At 35.2% G+C, this 16,743-nt stretch carries 19 protein-coding genes; 14 read left to right on the top strand and 5 right to left on the bottom strand.

From position 1 onward, the window contains the following. Window positions 1-137: 137 nt before the first annotated feature. The gene (locus ACFFU9_RS03445) at window positions 138-767 is read right to left on the bottom strand and encodes a 7-carboxy-7-deazaguanine synthase QueE (protein WP_379859976.1); all 630 of its coding nucleotides are present in this window, start codon (window positions 765-767) and stop codon (window positions 138-140) included. A gap of 123 nt (window positions 768-890) precedes the next feature. Between ACFFU9_RS03445 and ACFFU9_RS03440 the strand changes: the two genes are divergently transcribed. The 6 genes from ACFFU9_RS03440 (at window position 891) to rluF (ending at window position 6,529) form a co-directional block, all read left to right on the top strand. Then, window positions 891-1,664: a phage tail-like protein gene (locus ACFFU9_RS03440; protein ID WP_379859975.1), complete on the top strand. Its 774-nt coding sequence runs from the start codon at window positions 891-893 to the stop codon at window positions 1,662-1,664. A 114-nt stretch (window positions 1,665-1,778) separates the two neighbouring features. Further along, complete coding sequence (locus tag ACFFU9_RS03435; protein WP_379859974.1) at window positions 1,779-3,311, top strand: helicase HerA-like domain-containing protein; 1,533 nt, start codon at window positions 1,779-1,781, stop codon at window positions 3,309-3,311. A gap of 43 nt (window positions 3,312-3,354) precedes the next feature. Then, entirely contained in the window at window positions 3,355-3,909 is a 555-nt protein-coding gene (locus tag ACFFU9_RS03430; protein ID WP_379859973.1) for a hypothetical protein, read from the top strand. A gap of 13 nt (window positions 3,910-3,922) precedes the next feature. Beyond that, complete coding sequence (locus ACFFU9_RS03425) at window positions 3,923-4,894, top strand: YitT family protein (RefSeq protein WP_379859972.1); 972 nt, start codon at window positions 3,923-3,925, stop codon at window positions 4,892-4,894. 33 nt (window positions 4,895-4,927) lie between these two features. Continuing rightward, on the top strand, window positions 4,928-5,746 hold the full coding sequence (locus ACFFU9_RS03420) for an alpha/beta fold hydrolase (RefSeq protein ID WP_379859971.1): 819 nt from the start codon (window positions 4,928-4,930) through the stop codon (window positions 5,744-5,746). Between the two features lie 18 nt (window positions 5,747-5,764). Further along, window positions 5,765-6,529 (top strand): 23S rRNA pseudouridine(2604) synthase RluF, encoded by a 765-nt coding sequence (gene rluF / locus ACFFU9_RS03415; RefSeq protein ID WP_379859970.1) that lies wholly within the window; start codon window positions 5,765-5,767, stop codon window positions 6,527-6,529. 115 nt (window positions 6,530-6,644) lie between these two features. Here the strand turns inward: rluF and folD are convergent, their stop codons facing one another. The 3 genes from folD to ACFFU9_RS03400 form a co-directional block, all read right to left on the bottom strand. Next, window positions 6,645-7,523 carry a bifunctional methylenetetrahydrofolate dehydrogenase/methenyltetrahydrofolate cyclohydrolase FolD gene (gene folD, locus ACFFU9_RS03410; RefSeq protein WP_379859969.1) on the bottom strand — a complete coding sequence of 293 codons (879 nt, stop codon included), beginning with the start codon at window positions 7,521-7,523 and terminating at the stop codon, window positions 6,645-6,647. 111 nt (window positions 7,524-7,634) lie between these two features. Then, window positions 7,635-8,963 carry a signal recognition particle protein gene (gene ffh / locus ACFFU9_RS03405; protein WP_379859968.1) on the bottom strand — a complete coding sequence of 443 codons (1,329 nt, stop codon included), beginning with the start codon at window positions 8,961-8,963 and terminating at the stop codon, window positions 7,635-7,637. 192 nt (window positions 8,964-9,155) lie between these two features. Next, a complete protein-coding gene (locus ACFFU9_RS03400; protein WP_379859967.1) occupies window positions 9,156-9,737 on the bottom strand; it encodes an NUDIX hydrolase in 582 nt (193 codons plus the stop codon). A 129-nt stretch (window positions 9,738-9,866) separates the two neighbouring features. Between ACFFU9_RS03400 and pyrE the strand changes: the two genes are divergently transcribed. Both pyrE and ACFFU9_RS03390 read left to right on the top strand, forming a co-directional pair. After that, complete coding sequence (pyrE, locus tag ACFFU9_RS03395; protein ID WP_379859966.1) at window positions 9,867-10,511, top strand: orotate phosphoribosyltransferase; 645 nt, start codon at window positions 9,867-9,869, stop codon at window positions 10,509-10,511. A gap of 84 nt (window positions 10,512-10,595) precedes the next feature. Further along, a complete protein-coding gene (locus ACFFU9_RS03390; RefSeq protein ID WP_379860110.1) occupies window positions 10,596-10,991 on the top strand; it encodes an SRPBCC family protein in 396 nt (131 codons plus the stop codon). Here ACFFU9_RS03390 and ACFFU9_RS03385 read toward each other — a convergent pair. After that, complete coding sequence (locus ACFFU9_RS03385; RefSeq protein WP_379859965.1) at window positions 10,988-11,719, bottom strand: biotin--[acetyl-CoA-carboxylase] ligase; 732 nt, start codon at window positions 11,717-11,719, stop codon at window positions 10,988-10,990. The genes ACFFU9_RS03390 and ACFFU9_RS03385 overlap by 4 nt on opposite strands. A gap of 94 nt (window positions 11,720-11,813) precedes the next feature. Between ACFFU9_RS03385 and rsfS the strand changes: the two genes are divergently transcribed. The 6 genes from rsfS (at window position 11,814) to ACFFU9_RS03355 (ending at window position 16,654) form a co-directional block, all read left to right on the top strand. Further along, window positions 11,814-12,185 carry a ribosome silencing factor gene (gene rsfS / locus ACFFU9_RS03380; protein WP_379859964.1) on the top strand — a complete coding sequence of 124 codons (372 nt, stop codon included), beginning with the start codon at window positions 11,814-11,816 and terminating at the stop codon, window positions 12,183-12,185. A 9-nt stretch (window positions 12,186-12,194) separates the two neighbouring features. Continuing rightward, entirely contained in the window at window positions 12,195-14,144 is a 1,950-nt protein-coding gene (gene ftsH, locus ACFFU9_RS03375) for an ATP-dependent zinc metalloprotease FtsH (RefSeq protein ID WP_379859963.1), read from the top strand. Window positions 14,145-14,261: 117 nt separating this feature from the next. Then, the gene (locus ACFFU9_RS03370; RefSeq protein ID WP_379859962.1) at window positions 14,262-14,870 is read left to right on the top strand and encodes an LUD domain-containing protein; all 609 of its coding nucleotides are present in this window, start codon (window positions 14,262-14,264) and stop codon (window positions 14,868-14,870) included. Between the two features lie 69 nt (window positions 14,871-14,939). Next, a complete protein-coding gene (locus ACFFU9_RS03365; protein ID WP_379859961.1) occupies window positions 14,940-15,761 on the top strand; it encodes a phosphatidate cytidylyltransferase in 822 nt (273 codons plus the stop codon). Continuing rightward, entirely contained in the window at window positions 15,751-16,407 is a 657-nt protein-coding gene (locus ACFFU9_RS03360; RefSeq protein WP_379859960.1) for a phosphatidylserine decarboxylase family protein, read from the top strand. Before ACFFU9_RS03365 ends, ACFFU9_RS03360 begins: the two co-directional genes overlap by 11 nt. Beyond that, a complete protein-coding gene (locus ACFFU9_RS03355; protein ID WP_379859959.1) occupies window positions 16,400-16,654 on the top strand; it encodes an acyl-CoA-binding protein in 255 nt (84 codons plus the stop codon). Before ACFFU9_RS03360 ends, ACFFU9_RS03355 begins: the two co-directional genes overlap by 8 nt. Window positions 16,655-16,743 lie beyond the last annotated feature (89 nt).

Raw genomic sequence — 16,743 nt, 5'->3', positions numbered from 1 at the left:
GATTTGACTAAAAAGATAACACTTGATATAGTCGCTATAAATTGAAAACATTTTAAGAGCGCAAAAAAAAAATCAATGATTAAAACCATTGATTTTTATAAAACTTAAGCCCTTAAAAAAGCTTTGGCTGTATCCCTTTAAGGAATGTTTAAATATTTATGTGTTTGTAGAGAAACTTTCCATTTTGGATTTTTCATAACATAATCCACAATTTCCGGAATCATCTTATCCCGTTTGCTCCATTCGGGTTGCATATATAAAATACAATCTCCGTTAACTTGTTCCGCTTGTGCTTCCGCGAAGCGAAAATCGTCTCTATTAAAAATTATCACTTTAAGCTCATGGGCTTTTTCATAAACTTCTGGAGTTGGCAATTTCATTTTTTTAGGTGATAAACATATCCAATCCCAAATGCCTGTTAGCTTATAAGCGCCCGAGGTCTCGATATGAATCTGTAATCCTTCTGCTTTAAGCTGTGTTGTTAAGGGGCCCATATCCCAAGTTAATGGTTCTCCTCCCGTTATTACAATCGTATTACTGTATGTTTTGGCATTTTCAACTATTTTAGAAATGTCTGTAGGCGGGTGTAAATTTGCATTCCAGCTTTCCTTTACATCACACCAATGGCAGCCCACATCACAGCCTCCTATTCGGATAAAATAAGCAGCGGTACCTTTATGGAAGCCTTCACCTTGAATGGTATAAAACTCTTCCATTAAAGGCAACATAACGCCTTTATCCACCAAATCCTGTATTGATTTCTTCATAAGCCTGCAAAGATACATATTCCTTATTTTATTTATTGATGTTTTCATATTCAATTGTAAATCTTTATGTTTGCTTGTCGTACAAATAGTTACGCCTAAATTATTTATAACCCCATTTTAAAAATGAAAAAAATCTATCTTATTATTTTACTTTTCAATGCTTTTAATAGTTTTTCGCAGGTTGGCATTGGTACAACAAGTCCCGATCCCACTTCTATTTTAGATATTACAGCCAATGATAAAGGTATTTTAGTTCCACGTTTAACTACAGAAGATAGAGATAACATAAGCAACCCTGCTACGAGTTTGCTCTTATTTAATACTACAAACAAGCGTTTTGAATACAATTCGGGAACTTCAGAAAGCCCCATATGGTCTTATTTAAATCCCGACCCTTTAATAAGCGCAAACCCAAACAACTTACTATCCACAGGAACAGATCAAGGAGCCTACTTACAATCAACCGTTCACATGGGGAAGTTTTTAGTGACAGATTTTGAGACTATCACTATATCTGGCCTGCCGTTTAAGCCTTCGCAAATTAAATTTGTGGCCTATGCCAATGTTGAAGATTATGTCATAGATGCAGATAATGGAAAAAACAACAATAACAATACATACCACAATACTTTTGGCTCTATGAATGGTTACGCGACACAATACGATAACAATATATCCCAGCAAGTTATCTTTAACGGTGGAAGTGGTAACTCCATTAACGACATATCACGATACGCCAACGACAAGCAATGCATAGGGATTAGATACGCTAATCAAAATGGCGAACGTTTAGGCGTCACGGCAGCAGCTCTTACAAGTTTTAATAGTGATGGGTTTACTTTAGAGGTTAAAGAATATATCGAAAACATTGTTGTTATATACGAAGCCCACAGGTAAGAACCATGTCTTGTTTTTAAAGTGAGCTGCAGATACTTTTTAATAAAATTTGTTTCTTTTATAAAACCTTATTCGTTTATTATTTTTCCTGTATTTTTATGCCAAATATAACCTATGGGTAAAAAGGATACTTTTTTAAAACACATTAACGAAGGCAATACCATGAAAGGAGATTTTATCTCTATGGGTGCTGCTATGTTAAACGGTGAAACCATTCCGGGAGCGCATGTAAAAATTCCTTTAAAAACCATGAATCGTCATGGTCTGATTGCCGGTGCTACCGGAACGGGGAAAACAAAAACGTTACAGGTTTTGGCAGAAAACTTAAGCGACAAAGGAGTCCCTGTGTTGCTTATGGATATTAAGGGCGACTTAAGTGGGTTGGCACAGCCTAGTGAGGGCCATTTAAAAATTGAAGAACGACATGATAAAATAGGAATTCCTTTTGAAGCCAAAGCGTTTCCCGTTGAAATATTAACGCTTTCTGAGCAAGATGGCGTACGGTTAAGAGCAACCGTTAGCGAATTCGGCCCCGTTTTACTATCCAGAATTTTAGATTTATCTGAAACGCAATCTGGTGTTGTGGCTGTTATTTTTCAATATTGCGACCATAACCATTACCCTATTCTCGATTTAAAGGATTTTAAAAAAATATTACAATACGCTACTCAAGAAGGTAAAAAAGAGTTTGATGAGGCTTATGGTAGAATATCCACAGCCTCTACTGGTGCCATTTTACGTAAAGTGGTAGCACTGGAACAACAAGGAGCCGATTTGTTTTTTGGCGAAACGTCCTTTGATACACAAGATTTGTTAAGAATTGATGAAGATGGTAGAGGTTATATCAATATCCTTAGACTAACAGATATTCAAGATAGACCAAAGCTCTTTTCTACTTTTATGCTTAGTTTACTGGCAGAAATCTATTCCACGTTTCCAGAACAAGGTGATAGCGACCGTCCGGAGCTTGTTATATTTATAGACGAGGCCCATTTAATTTTTAATGAAGCCTCTAAAGCACTTTTAAACCAAATAGAAAGCATTGTAAAATTAATACGCAGTAAAGGGGTTGGCCTATATTTTGTTACCCAAAATCCTACCGATGTTCCCGAAGCGGTATTAGGTCAGTTAGGCTTAAAAATCCAACATGCTTTAAGAGCTTTTACAGCAAAAGACCGAAAGGCCATAAAACTAACTGCGCAGAACTACCCAGATTCTGAATACTATAATACTACAGAAATATTAACATCCTTGGGCACTGGAGAAGCTTTAGTGTCTGCTTTAGATGAAAAAGGCCGCCCTACACCACTTGCCGCTACAATGATGCGGGCCCCTATGAGCAGGATGGACATATTAACAGATAGCGAATTAAAGGCATTGTTCTTAAATTCCAGACTGGTAAAAAAATACAATACCACCGTGGATAGGGAAAGCGCTTACGAGATGCTAAATAAAAAAATAGCAGAAGCTGAAGCCGAAGAAGCCCAAGAGAAAGTTCGGCAGGAACAAGAAAAACTAAAAAAAGCAGAAACCAAAAAGCGAAGTACTCGTAGCAGCACTAGGATGAACCCAATTGTAAAAGTACTTACCAGCGCTACTTTTGTTCGCAGTGTTTTCGGGATACTTAGCAAAGTCTTAAAAAAATAAGACAAAAACATATCATTTTTAAACTTAAAATCAATCGTAAATAATGCAAAAATCATTTTTAAGCTTCATTCTTTTATGTCTTTTTTTATCTAGCTGTCAGAAAGAACAAAATCCTTTTGAAGTAGGCAAACACCATGTAGGATTACTTACCGATTCCACCTTAGTCCAAAACCTTAAAACTATTTACAGCAAAGATTCTATTGTAAGGACAGGTAACGACAACCGGTTTATGGGCAATACCAACCATATTGAAATTTTCGAAAAAGGAGGCAAGCCTTTATTAAGTTTAACATCAAGCCATGCTCCCGATTCTATCGCAGTAATTAATAGCGTTCGTATTTTGGATCCCCGCTTTGTAACGAAAAAAAACGTTTCGTCGCTAAGTACCTTTAAGGACATTTCGAATAACTATAAAATCTCTGGAATCGATAATTTAATTAACTCGGTGGTTGTTTCTGTAAATGAAATCAATGCGGCATTTACCATCGATAAAAAAGAGTTGCCTTCAAACCTACGTTTTGATATGGATTTAAAAATTGAAGCCATACATATACCAGAACACGCCAAAATCAAATACTTTTTTATAAACTGGAATTAATCCAACACACTAAATGAATCCTCTCTTATTAAAAATATTAGTTGACATTGCACAGAACAGGCTCAAGTCGAAAGACTCTAAAACGCCTGTAAGCAAAAAACAAATAGTGCCTTTAGTAAGAAAACTGCATGTCGAATTAAGACATGCCCTAAAAGAGTATGTATTTATTATTATTGGTGTCTTCTCTGCAGGATTCGGTTTAAGAGGTTTTTTATTGCCCAATAATTTTATTGATGGTGGTGCAACGGGCATATCGCTTTTATTGGAATATGTTACTAAATTCGATTTAAGTTATTTATTGGTATTAGTGAATTTGCCATTTTTAATCTTAGCCTCCCGTACATTCAACCTGAAATTCGCAATTCGTAGTTTTATATCTATTGCAATTTTAGCACTGGTAGTGCATTTTATAGATTACCCCCTTATTACAGACGACAAATTACTTATTGCTGTTTTTGGAGGCTTCTTTTTAGGTTTGGGTATTGGCATGGCCATGCGTGGTGGAAGTGTTTTGGATGGCACCGAAGTATTAGCCATCTATTTAAGTCGGAAACTAGCTTTAACCATTGGAGATGTACTTTTCCTCATTAACATCATAATTTTTTCTGTTGGTGCTTATATTCTTTCTGTTGAAACGGCTCTATATGCAATTTTAACATATTTAGCCGCAGCTAAAACTGTTGACTTTGTTGTAGATGGCGTTGAAGAATATGTTGGGGTAACGGTTATTTCAGAAAAACATGAAGAAATAAGGCTTATGATTACCAAAAACTTGAGACGTGCCTGTACCATTTACTCAGGTAAAGGTGGTTATGGTGCAAATGGAGAAAGTTATGATAAAGATATCGTCTATACCGTTGTAACCCGTTTAGAACTCACGAAGTTACAAACCGAAATTGATAAAATTGATGCAAAAGCCTTTATCATTATGGGCACTGTAAAAGATTTAAAAGGCGGAATGATAAAGAAGAAGCCTATGAAATAATGATTAGTAAACTCTAAGTTTTTTTATTAAAATATGCTCCCCAAAATTATTGGATTCTTTTTAAATATTCTAAGTGTTTTTTCTTCTGAAAAAGCTGCTAAAATTGCTTTAAAATTATTCTCTGTTCCTAGAAAAGGACAGATTACACCAGAGCAGTCTCTGTTTTTAAAATCCGGATCTACTGAAGTTTTGTTTTACAAAAACAATTCCATTATGACTTATAGGTGGGCAGGGCACAAAAGCACTGTTCTCTTAGTGCATGGCTGGGAAAGTAATGCCGGAAGATGGATGGATATTATTTTAGGATTACAAAAAAAAGGCTTTAATATTATTGCGTTAGACGCTCCAGCGCACGGAAAGTCGGGTAGCAAAATTTTTAATGTGGCTTTGTATGCAACGTATATTAAAGTGGTGTCCCAGCACTTTAATCCTCACATTATAATAGCCCATTCTATGGGAGGAATGGCAAGCGTTTTTTCAATTTGGCAACACCATATTAAAAACATTAAAAAACTAGTACTATTAGGGGCACCTTGCCACTATACAGATGTTGTGGCACGTTATATTAAAATGATGGGCTACAACAAACGAATTGCTACCGAACTGGACAAGACAATTACCAAATGCCTAGGCTTTCCACCAGAAGCATTTTCTACATCAAAAAACCTAAAAAACAATAGGACACAAGGATTGGTCATTCACGATAAAAACGATGATAGCATTCCCTTTCCCGATGCATTACTTATTAAAAAAAGCTTAAAAAACAGCACCCTTATCGTCACCAGAGGTTTAGGACATTCTTTACAGGATGAATCGGTTTCTTTACAAATTCAAGAGTTTATTAACCATTAAACTTTATATCTTTGCAGCATGGAAAACAATCTTAAGCGCATTAATAAATTTTTAAGTGAAGTAGGGTACTGTTCGCGTCGGGAAGCAGACAAGCTCATTGAAGCAGGACGTGTTACCATTAATGGTACAGTACCTGAAATGGGAACTAAAATAGCTCCAAATGACGTGGTACATGTAGATGGGAATGAAATTAAAAACACAAAAGAAGCTTTTGTTTACTTAGCTTTTAATAAACCTGTTGGCATTGTTTGCACCACAGATACTTCTGTAGAAAAAGATAATATTATAGATTACATCAATTATCCCAAGCGTATTTTTCCAATTGGCAGACTTGATAAACCCAGTGAAGGCTTAATACTCTTAACCGACGATGGCGATATCGTAAATAAAATCCTGAGAGGAAATAATGATCATGAAAAAGAATATATCGTAAAGGTAGACAAACCTATCTCGCAAACGTTTATAGAACGCATGGGAGGCGGTATTCCTCTTGCCGACTTAAATAAAACTACTAAAAAATGTGTTGTCGAAAAACTAAGCACGTATGAGTTCCGTATCATTCTAACGCAAGGATTAAACAGACAGATACGCCGGATGTGCGAATATTTAAATTATGAAGTTGAAGCTTTACAGCGTATCCGGATTATGAATATCAAAATGGACATGCCTTTAGGCGAGTATCGCGAATTGACCGAGCAAGAATTTACTCAATTGAACATCCTTTTAGAGGATTCTGCAAAAACCCATAACAAGAAGGCAGAAACATCTCGCAGAAAGCCTTAAGTATAGTCTGCTGCCTTCCTCCTATTTAGATTGTTCGTTTAAAGCGCTTACCGTTTGTGCTTAAAAAACGTAAAGCCTATTGATTTTAAAACAAATGCTCTATAACAATTTACGGTTATAACAACCGACGTTCGCGTGCCAATAAGGTGTTTTTAAGCAACATCGCAATAGTCATAGGTCCCACACCTCCAGGCACAGGTGTGATATAACTTGCTTTTTTACTAACACTTTCAAAATCAACATCGCCGGCCAATCTATAGCCATTAGCTTTGCTTGGATCTGGCACACGTGTAATACCTACATCAATAATAACCACCCCATCTTTAACCATGTCTCCCTTTAAAAACTCAGAAATACCAATAGCTGCCACAATAATATCTGCCGTTTTAGTAATCTCCTGTAAGTTCTTGGTCCTGCTGTGCACCACCGTAACAGTAGCGTCTCCGGCTTTTCTTTTTTGACTCATCAATATACTCATAGGGCGGCCAACAATATGGCTTCTTCCCATAACCACAACATGTTTTCCAGAGGTTTCTACCTGATATCGTTCTAATAATTCTAGAATTCCGTAAGGAGTTGCCGGTAAAAAAGTAGGCAAATCCAAAGCCATTTTACCAACGTTTGTAGGATGAAAACCATCTACATCTTTATCTGGATGCACGGCCATTAAAACGTTTTGCTCATCAATATGATTGGGCAATGGCAGTTGTACGATAAAGCCATCTATGTTATCGTCTGCATTCAAATTCTTGATATTCTCAAGCAATTCTTTTTCTGAAGTATCGGCAGGTAAATCTATAAGTGTAGAATGAAACCCAATACGCTCGCATGCTTTTACCTTAGCGTTAACATAGGTCATACTTGCGCCATCAGTCCCTACAAGAATAGCAGCTAAATGTGGCACTTTCTCACCTTTAGAAACCATTGATTTTACATGTTCAGCGATTTCATTCTTGATATCGTTGCTTACTTTTTTACCGTCTAAAATTATCATATTAATTAAATTCTCGCCACGAATGCACGATTGTTTCTCGTAAAATCGCTAAGTTTCTTTTTTTATCAGTCTTTTTTTATTGTTTATTTCAAACTTTAAAAGTCTAAAATGCTAACGCATATTTTGCATCATCTGCATCATTTTTTTACCGCCACCACCTTGCATCATCTTCATCATCTTACTCATCTGGTTGAATTGTTTAAGCAATTGATTTACTTCTTGCACTGAAGTACCCGAACCCTTTCCTATACGTTTTTTTCTACTACCGTTTATCACCGCTGGATTAGCTCTTTCTTGTGGCGTCATAGAATGGATAATTGCTTCTATGCCTTTAAAAGCATCATCATCAATATCAATATCTTTCATCATTTTTCCAGCACCAGGAATCATACCCATAAGGTCTTTCATGTTTCCCATTTTTTTAATTTGCTGGATTTGTTTCAAGAAATCGTCAAAACCAAATTGATTTTTGGCGATTTTCTTTTGAAGGTTACGCGCCTCTTCCTCATCAAACTGCTCTTGTGCTCGTTCAACCAAAGACACCACGTCGCCCATTCCAAGAATACGGTCTGCCATACGTGATGGGTAAAACACATCAATCGCCTCCATTTTCTCACCTGTACCTATAAATTTAATAGGCTTATTAACCACAGATTTAATAGAAATGGCTGCACCACCACGAGTATCCCCATCTAATTTAGTAAGGATAACCCCGTCAAAATTTAAAATATCATTAAAGGCTTTTGCTGTATTCACGGCATCTTGTCCGGTCATAGCATCTACCACAAATAAAGTTTCCTGCGGTTGGATTGCTGTATGGATGTTTGATATCTCTGTCATCATCGCTTGATCCACAGCTAAACGCCCCGCGGTATCAATAATAACCACATTAAACCCATTCGCTTTCGCATGGGCTATTGCTGCTTTAGAAATAGCTACCGGGTCATTATTCCCCTTATCACTAAAAACTTCAACACCTATTTGATCCCCAACCACATGTAGTTGATCAATTGCTGCAGGACGATACACATCACAAGCTACCAAAAGTGGTTTCTTGGATTTTTTATTTTTTAGAAAATTAGCGAGTTTTCCAGAAAAAGTCGTTTTACCAGACCCTTGTAAACCAGACATTAAAATAACACTAGGGGTTCCAGACAAATTGATACCTTCGGCATCGCCCCCCATCAATTCTGTTAGCTCGTCCTTAACAATCTTAACCATTAATTGTCCGGGCTGCAGTGTTGTCAAAACATTTTGACCTAGTGCTTTTTCCTTGACCTTATTGGTAAACTCCTTTGCTATTTTAAAGTTAACATCGGCATCCAATAAAGCACGGCGCACTTCCTTTAAAGTCTCTGCTACGTTTACTTCTGTGATGCTTCCATGACCTTTAAGAACATGTAACGCTTTATCTAATTTATCGCTTAAATTATTAAACATAATTCGTTTTTAATTTTGAGAATACAAAGTTAATCATTTGTAGCGTATTATTAAAGTTGCATTTTATAAAATAACGAGAATAAAAAACGGATGGAACTTTAATGCCTTACCGTTTGTAAATAAATGCATTTAAAGCAGTAAACGGAACTCTTATATGTAAAAAAAACAAAGACAAGTACTTTAAAAACATCCTCACATCAACTCTTTTATGTTGGCATAAGAATTTTTAAGGGCTTTTTTAGCTTTCTTTTTATTAAGCCACGCCACCTCGGTAATCCCTTCCTCTTCTTGAGGGTAAAGCACCCCTTTAAAAGAAGTTTTCATCTCAAACCAATAGGTCACCTTTATTTTATAGCGACCGTTACGTTTAAAAATATGGTAAGTAGTATTTAAGGGTTTGGTTATTTCCAAGCCCGCTACCCCAGTCTCTTCCATAACCTCTCGAATAGCCGTTTTTTCTATAGATTCAATACCCTCCGTTTTTCCTTTGGGCAGATCCCATTTATCATTTCTGTAGATAAATAAAATATCGCCCTCATCATTATACACCTTACCTCCTCCAGCAACAACGTTTGGAAGCTTTTTTAAAAACTTTTTTATTAGTTTTTCTTTTTTATGATGAATGAGCCGGGCTTCTTTAAGCTTCGTGTTATTAAGTTTTCTAATGACTTTGCCTAAATCTACTTTCTTAAGATCATAATTCTTAAAATAAGTTTCTTCCTCAACTTCAGTTGTTAAAACGATAGGTTTGTCGTTTACAAAAACTTTATACATATATATTACAACATTTTAGTTTGGTAAAAATATCATTTTTAGAGAGAAACCAAGCATTGTTAAAAAATTATTTCAATTCATATTATAAAAAGAACTCAAAAAAACTAAATTAATGTTTAATTTTGCCTTATGATTTTTAATAAAGATACTGCTAAAAAGACCGCCGAGGTTTTATTGCAAATTAACGCTATAAAACTAAGTCCTCAAGAACCTTTTACTTGGGCCTCTGGCTGGAAGTCGCCTATTTATTGTGACAATAGAATTACCCTATCCTTTCCTATGATACGAAATTACATTCGGGAAACGATGGCCAAACAAATTGAAAAAGAATACGGCAAACCCGATGTAATCGCTGGAGTGGCCACAGGAGCTATTGGTATTGGCATCTTAGTTGCCGAATATATGGGCCTACCTTTTATATATGTAAGACCTGAGCCAAAAGGGCATGGAAGACAAAACCAAATTGAAGGCTTTGTTCAAGACGGACAAAATGTAGTTGTGGTAGAAGACCTAATTAGTACAGGAAAAAGCAGCCTGAACGCTGTACGTGCCTTAAGAGAAGCTAATCTAAACGTAAAAGGCATGATTGCTATTTTTACTTATGGTTTTGATATTGCTGCTAAAAATTTCGAAAAAGAAAATGTGTTTTTACAAACCTTGGGCAATTATGACAGTTTACTAGAACAAGCTTTGGAAACAAAATACATTTCTGAAAAAGAACTAAAGACATTAAGCGAATGGAACACCAATCCTAGTGAATGGTCTGCGCTTTAATTAAATTATAGTATGTTGCCCTACTTGTTTCATTTTTAAATTTAAAAAACAAGTAGGGCCGCTTAACAAAAAAAAACAGTGATGATGAATTTAGAATCCCCTAAGGTAAGTGTACCAAAATCGCCTCAAGACGTTTTTGAATTTTTATCGGATGTAAAAAACTTTGAATCGCTAATGCCTGAAAACATTAGTAAATTTGAACTTTTAGAAAAAGATAAGTTTCTATTTGCTCTTAAGGGTATGCCAGAAATCGTTCTTGAAAAAAAAGAAACTGTGCCTCCTAACAAAATCATATTAGGAGCTGCTGGCGGGAAAATAGATTTTTCTCTCACAAGTCATATTCAAGAAACAGGACCAGAATCAAGCGAAGTCCAATTAGCCTTTAGCGGCAATATTAATAGCATGATGGCCATGATGATAAAAGGCCCCATCTCAAAATTAATAGAAACTTTGGCTACCAATATCCCTAAAGCTGTTTAATAAAGCAGTGTAATTTCCTTAATATCAAATTCCTTGATACGCCGATTTTCCACTAAAACCTGGAGATGGCCCGATGGTGATACGCGTTTTATAATACCTGTAAAAATTTGCCCCTTAGCATCCTTAAAACTTGAGGGCTTGTCTTTTCTAAACAAGTATTTCTCATATTCTGCCGTCAAAATCGCATGCTCACCATTTTCTAGAACACAAAAATATGCTTTTAATTTTTCAATCACAGCCAACAAAAGAATCTCTAAATCAAAAACTTGTCCCGTGATAAGCGTTAAAGATGATGCATGAGTGAAATTATTAAAAACGGTTTGGTTAACATTCAAACCAATACCAACTATCGAAGACTTTAAACGATTTCGTTTTATGACACTTTCTATCAATATTCCACATATTTTTTTGTTAGCTGACAAAATGTCGTTAGGCCATTTAACGCTTAATTTCGGAATATTTAAATCTTCTAAAGCTTTAAAAACCGATAAGGAAGCCACTATACTAATCAAGAAAGGATAGTCTAATTCTAACATCGACATATCTTTAAAGACACTAAAGGTAAGGTTTTTAGAGCCTTCAGCATCCCAAACGGCCCCCATTTGACCACGACCTTCCGTTTGCTTTTCTGCACTCACTATAGTATAATCGTCCAGAACAAATTCACTGCCTAGCCGTCTTAAATAGCTATTAGTAGAATCGATGGCACTAAGTTTGATTATACGCATATTCAAGTTGTTTTTTTTAGTGTAAAATCTTATGATTTTTTTAAACTATAAAGAACTAAAAAAATAATAACTTTGCACAAATTAAATCAAATTAATGGCGAAAGAAAATATAAACGCAGACCAATTAATAACATCAATTTTAAGTGGTATAGAAGATGTTAAAGGTAAAAAGATAAACATCCTAGATTTACGAACTATTGAAAACACGGTTTGTGATTACTTCATAATTTGTGAAGGATCTTCCAACACACAAGTAAACGCTATTGTTAGTTCAATACAAAAAAAAGTCAGCAAAGAGCTTAAAGACCACCCTTGGCATGTTGAAGGCGAAGACAATGCAGAATGGGTTTTGGTTGATTATGTAAACGTAGTGGTTCACGTATTTCAAAAGCATATTAGAGACTATTATGATATTGAAGGCCTTTGGGGCGATGCGAAAACAACTACAATTGAAACAAGCTACTAAAAAATAAGCATGGCAAAAGATAAAAAAAACATAAAAGAGAACAAACCAAAATTTAGTCCTTATTGGATTTACGGAATTATAATAGCGCTTTTAATCGCAATGTCCGTTTTTGGCAATAGTGGATACGAAGAAGACAATCTTACCAATCCTACACAATTTTTTCAATTTGTAAAAGATGGTGATGTAGAAAAAGTTGAAATTGTAAATAAGCGTGTAGCAAAGGTATATCTTACCCGAGAAGCTATGGAAAAGGAGGTTCATAAAAAATCGAAGCCTTCTACTTTTATCCCCTCTTCTACCAAGTTACCTAATTATAAGTTTGAATTTGGAGATTTACAAAATTTTGAAAATCAATTAGATCAAACTATCAAAGAAGAAAACCTTGTATTAGAGCCTATTTATACTACCGAAGAAAACCATTTAGGAGACTTCTTACTAGGTATATTACCTTTTATATTATTGATAGGGGTCTGGATTTTTATCATGAGACGTATGTCTGGTGGTGCTGGTGGCGGTGCCGGTGGTCAAATATTTAATATTGGAAAATCTAAAGCAAAACTTTTTGATCAAAACACTGATGTTAAAACATCTTTTAAAGATGTTGCTGGTCTTGAAGGCGCTAAAGAAGAAGTGCAAGAAATTGTAGATTTTCTTAAATATCCTGAAAAATACACGTCTCTAGGTGGAAAAATACCAAAGGGAGCCTTACTGGTTGGCCCTCCTGGAACAGGAAAAACACTATTGGCAAGAGCAGTCGCTGGCGAAGCTAAAGTGCCTTTCTTCTCTTTATCAGGTTCAGATTTCGTAGAGATGTTTGTAGGTGTTGGAGCTTCAAGAGTACGTGACTTATTTAAACAAGCTAAAGAAAAATCACCATCCATCATATTTATAGATGAAATTGACGCTATTGGCCGTGCCAGAGGTAAAAACGCCATGTCTGGAAGCAACGACGAACGTGAAAACACGCTTAACCAGTTGTTAACAGAAATGGATGGATTTGGCACAAACGCCAACGTTATCGTATTAGCAGCCACTAATAGAGCCGATATCTTAGATAAAGCTTTAATGCGAGCGGGACGTTTTGATAGACAGATTTATGTAGATTTACCAGATATTCGGGAGCGTAAAGAGATTTTTGAGGTTCATTTAAGACCACTAAAAAAAGCAAAGGACTTAGATCTTGATTTTCTTTCTAAACAAACACCAGGTTTCTCTGGTGCAGATATAGCGAATGTTTGTAATGAAGCAGCATTAATTGCTGCCAGAAATGGTAAAAAAGAGGTCGACAGACAAGATTTTCTTGATGCAGTAGATAGAATTATTGGTGGTTTAGAAAAGAAAAATAAAATTATTACTCCTAACGAGAAAAAAGCAGTGGCTTTCCACGAAGCTGGCCACGCCACTATAAGCTGGGTATTGGAACACGCAGCACCTTTGGTAAAAGTCACTATTGTACCTAGAGGTCGTTCTCTTGGCGCTGCTTGGTATCTACCAGAAGAACGTCTTATTGTGCATCCAGAGCAAATGCTTGATGAAATGTGTGCTGCATTGGGCGGCCGTGCTGCAGAAAAAGTAATTTTCAATAAAATTTCTACAGGGGCCCTTAGTGATTTAGAGAAAGTCACGAAACAGGCAAGAGCAATGGTTACGATATATGGGCTAAGTGATAAAGTTGGAAATCTTACCTATTATGATTCTTCAGGACAAAACGAATATGGCTTTACAAAACCCTATAGCGAAAAAACCGCAGAGTTAATTGATAACGAAATATCGCATATTATTGAAACACAGTACCAAAGAGCTATTAAGTTACTTGAAGAGAATAAAGACAAACTTACAGAGCTAGCTACAGTACTACTTGAAAAGGAAGTTATCTTTAAGGATAATCTAGAAAAAATATTTGGTAAGCGTGCTTTCGACAAAGAAGAACAAGAAGACATTAAAGTACCAAAAGAATAGATTCTATTGATACTTTGTTAAGCTTTTAGTAAAAATCTTAAATTAATCGCATGGTTAATTTAAGATTTTTTATCTTTGATAATTGCCTAATAAACGGAGTTAATAGCAATTAATTAAATGAGTCTTTTTAGAAAATTATTTGGGTCCATTTCAGAACCAGGAAAAAAAGAAGTAAAATCTGAGGATAGAGGTAAATACATGCCCGAGGTCAAGTTGCCTATTGACGAAAGATTCACTATTAACTTTAAAGCCAACGGAGGAAAATTTTTATATTGTGAAGATTTGAACGAAACCTTTCAGTCTTTGCATAATATTATAAATGAGAACAACTGGGCCGATAAGCAAACACTTGTTTTTGATGACAACCTAAAAGACAAATTCAAAGATTCCAATTTAAATATTACAAAAAAAATAGGAGACTCTACATTTATTCTTACTACCTGTGAAAACCTAATTGCAAATGATGGCTCTCTGCTAATTTGTTCCAATCAAATACTTGAAAAAAAATTATTAGAACTTCCCGATCATTTTATTGTTTTCGCTACCACAAGCCAGATTGTAGAAAATATTGGTGAAGGATTAAGAGCTATCAAATCAAAAAACAAGAAAACCATTCCTACAAATATTACAACAATTAAGCATTTTAAATCGGGAGACGATAAAGACTTTTTAAGTTACGGTAGTAGCTCAAAAAACTTATATTTGCTGTTATTAGAAGATTATTAAAAACAGATCCAAATTTAAAAATAACAGCATTATAATTGTGACTTCATACAACCAAAGCCTTATTACCTCATGAAAGAAATCTTGATACGCTCATGTTCTGGATTGGTCTATATCCTACTATTGCTGATTTCACTTCAGTTTGAGCACGCTTTAATCGTTCTGTTTTTTGTATTTGGCCTCATTTGCATGGGAGAATTTATTAAGCTTATTCAGCTTAAAAGCTATATTCCTTATGTTATTTTCATCGTTTTATATTTGGCTTTTGGGTATTGGAAGTTTGTGATGGAAGAGCATCAAGGTTTACAAGAAGCCATTCAAATCCTTTTAGTAATTACCATATTTGTAGAACTCTTTTTAATAAAAGACCTGTTTTCAAGAAAAAAAACTGCTCTTTTTAGTTCCAAACAGTTTATCATTACTACTTTTTATATTTCGAGTGCATTTATCTTTTTAATTTTAATAGCCAATTATCAACAACCGTACAATTCTAATATTTTATTGGGCTCGTTTATTTTGGTCTGGGTTAATGATACCTTTGCTTTTTTAGTTGGAAAAAATCTTGGCAAACAAAAACTTTTTGAAAAAATATCTCCTAAAAAAACAGTTGAAGGTTTCTTGGGCGGTTTGTTCTTTTCCTGTATTGCCAGTTATTTTATTGCTACCTTTACCGAAACTTTAAATTTTACAAGTTGGCTTATTTTAGCTATCGTTGTTAGTGTATTTGGCACTTTGGGCGATCTGATAGAGTCTAAATTTAAACGCCAAGCAGATGTAAAGGACAGTGGTATTATTATGCCAGGTCATGGAGGTTTATTAGATCGATTGGACAGCATTATTTTTGCTGCACCTTTTATATATTTATTTTTAAGAATTATACATTATGTTTCATAAAGAAGGCCATAAAATTATATTGGTAACATTTGGCATTGTGGTGGCTGCCTTTTTATTAATAGACAGCTTTGTTGCTGTACAATGGGTTCGAACTACAATTATGGTGGTTCTATTACTATTCTTAATTCTAATTCTACAGTTTTTTAGAAACCCTAAACGACGTACAGCCCTAAATGAGCTCCAGGTGATTTCTCCTGTAGATGGCAAAGTTGTGGTAATAGAAGAGGTTGAAGAAAATGAATATTTCAAGGATAAACGTATCCAAGTAAGCGTATTTATGTCGCCTGTTAACGTACATGTAACACGATACCCTATTGGAGGGAAGGTTGTTTTTAGTAAATATCATCCAGGAAAATTTTTAGTGGCATGGCATCCCAAAGCTAGTGAAGAAAATGAGCGTACCACTGTAGTGGTAGAAAATGAACGCTATGGAAAAGTATTGCACAGGCAAATTGCTGGGGCTTTAGCCAAGCGTATTGTTAATTATGCAAAAGTTGATGATGTTGCTCTACAAGGTGGTGAATCTGGATTTATAAAATTTGGATCACGAGTAGATTTATTTTTACCATTAAATTCAAATATAAAAGTACAGCTTAACCAGAAGGTACGCGGTGGAGAAAGTATTATTGCAGAAATCAATGAATAAAGACGCCTTAGAAAAAGAGTTTCAAGATGCTGTAGATCGCATCAACGCATATGAAGAGTCTTTCCCAGCAGACTTTTTATTAAGACTGTATGCGTATTATAAAAAAGCAACCAATAATTACGGAAGACCCAGTAGTAAAACGCCTATTATAAATGCTTTCAAAACTAATGCCCTATTTCAGATAAAAAGCATCAGTGAAGAAGACGCTAAAAGAGCCTATATAGAACTCGTTAAGACACTATCCTAAAATCTGTGTAAGTTCAAAATTTCAGGGTTAAATTATTTATAGTTTAATCCTGTTTTCAAATATAGCTAAAAATTGGTTTAGTATAATTC

This window comes from Mariniflexile ostreae (assembly GCF_042427585.1).
Lineage (GTDB): Bacteria > Bacteroidota > Bacteroidia > Flavobacteriales > Flavobacteriaceae > Pseudalgibacter > Pseudalgibacter ostreae.
The sequence above is the reverse complement of the archived record's forward strand: the minus strand, read 5'-3'. Positions and strand labels throughout refer to the sequence as shown.

What these genes read in the sequence shown, in the direction of transcription:
- ACFFU9_RS03445 (WP_379859976.1), bottom strand. Translation starts at nt 767, where the DNA reads ATGAAGAAATCAATACAGGATTTGGTGGATAAAGGCGTTATGTTGCCT.
- ACFFU9_RS03440 (WP_379859975.1), top strand. Translation starts at nt 891, where the DNA reads ATGAAAAAAATCTATCTTATTATTTTACTTTTCAATGCTTTTAATAGT.
- ACFFU9_RS03435 (WP_379859974.1), top strand. Translation starts at nt 1,779, where the DNA reads ATGGGTAAAAAGGATACTTTTTTAAAACACATTAACGAAGGCAATACC.
- ACFFU9_RS03430 (WP_379859973.1), top strand. Translation starts at nt 3,355, where the DNA reads ATGCAAAAATCATTTTTAAGCTTCATTCTTTTATGTCTTTTTTTATCT.
- ACFFU9_RS03425 (WP_379859972.1), top strand. Translation starts at nt 3,923, where the DNA reads ATGAATCCTCTCTTATTAAAAATATTAGTTGACATTGCACAGAACAGG.
- ACFFU9_RS03420 (WP_379859971.1), top strand. Translation starts at nt 4,928, where the DNA reads ATGCTCCCCAAAATTATTGGATTCTTTTTAAATATTCTAAGTGTTTTT.
- rluF (WP_379859970.1), top strand. Translation starts at nt 5,765, where the DNA reads ATGGAAAACAATCTTAAGCGCATTAATAAATTTTTAAGTGAAGTAGGG.
- folD (WP_379859969.1), bottom strand. Translation starts at nt 7,523, where the DNA reads ATGATAATTTTAGACGGTAAAAAAGTAAGCAACGATATCAAGAATGAA.
- ffh (WP_379859968.1), bottom strand. Translation starts at nt 8,963, where the DNA reads ATGTTTAATAATTTAAGCGATAAATTAGATAAAGCGTTACATGTTCTT.
- ACFFU9_RS03400 (WP_379859967.1), bottom strand. Translation starts at nt 9,737, where the DNA reads ATGTATAAAGTTTTTGTAAACGACAAACCTATCGTTTTAACAACTGAA.
- pyrE (WP_379859966.1), top strand. Translation starts at nt 9,867, where the DNA reads ATGATTTTTAATAAAGATACTGCTAAAAAGACCGCCGAGGTTTTATTG.
- ACFFU9_RS03390 (WP_379860110.1), top strand. Translation starts at nt 10,596, where the DNA reads ATGAATTTAGAATCCCCTAAGGTAAGTGTACCAAAATCGCCTCAAGAC.
- ACFFU9_RS03385 (WP_379859965.1), bottom strand. Translation starts at nt 11,719, where the DNA reads ATGCGTATAATCAAACTTAGTGCCATCGATTCTACTAATAGCTATTTA.
- rsfS (WP_379859964.1), top strand. Translation starts at nt 11,814, where the DNA reads ATGGCGAAAGAAAATATAAACGCAGACCAATTAATAACATCAATTTTA.
- ftsH (WP_379859963.1), top strand. Translation starts at nt 12,195, where the DNA reads ATGGCAAAAGATAAAAAAAACATAAAAGAGAACAAACCAAAATTTAGT.
- ACFFU9_RS03370 (WP_379859962.1), top strand. Translation starts at nt 14,262, where the DNA reads ATGAGTCTTTTTAGAAAATTATTTGGGTCCATTTCAGAACCAGGAAAA.
- ACFFU9_RS03365 (WP_379859961.1), top strand. Translation starts at nt 14,940, where the DNA reads ATGAAAGAAATCTTGATACGCTCATGTTCTGGATTGGTCTATATCCTA.
- ACFFU9_RS03360 (WP_379859960.1), top strand. Translation starts at nt 15,751, where the DNA reads ATGTTTCATAAAGAAGGCCATAAAATTATATTGGTAACATTTGGCATT.
- ACFFU9_RS03355 (WP_379859959.1), top strand. Translation starts at nt 16,400, where the DNA reads ATGAATAAAGACGCCTTAGAAAAAGAGTTTCAAGATGCTGTAGATCGC.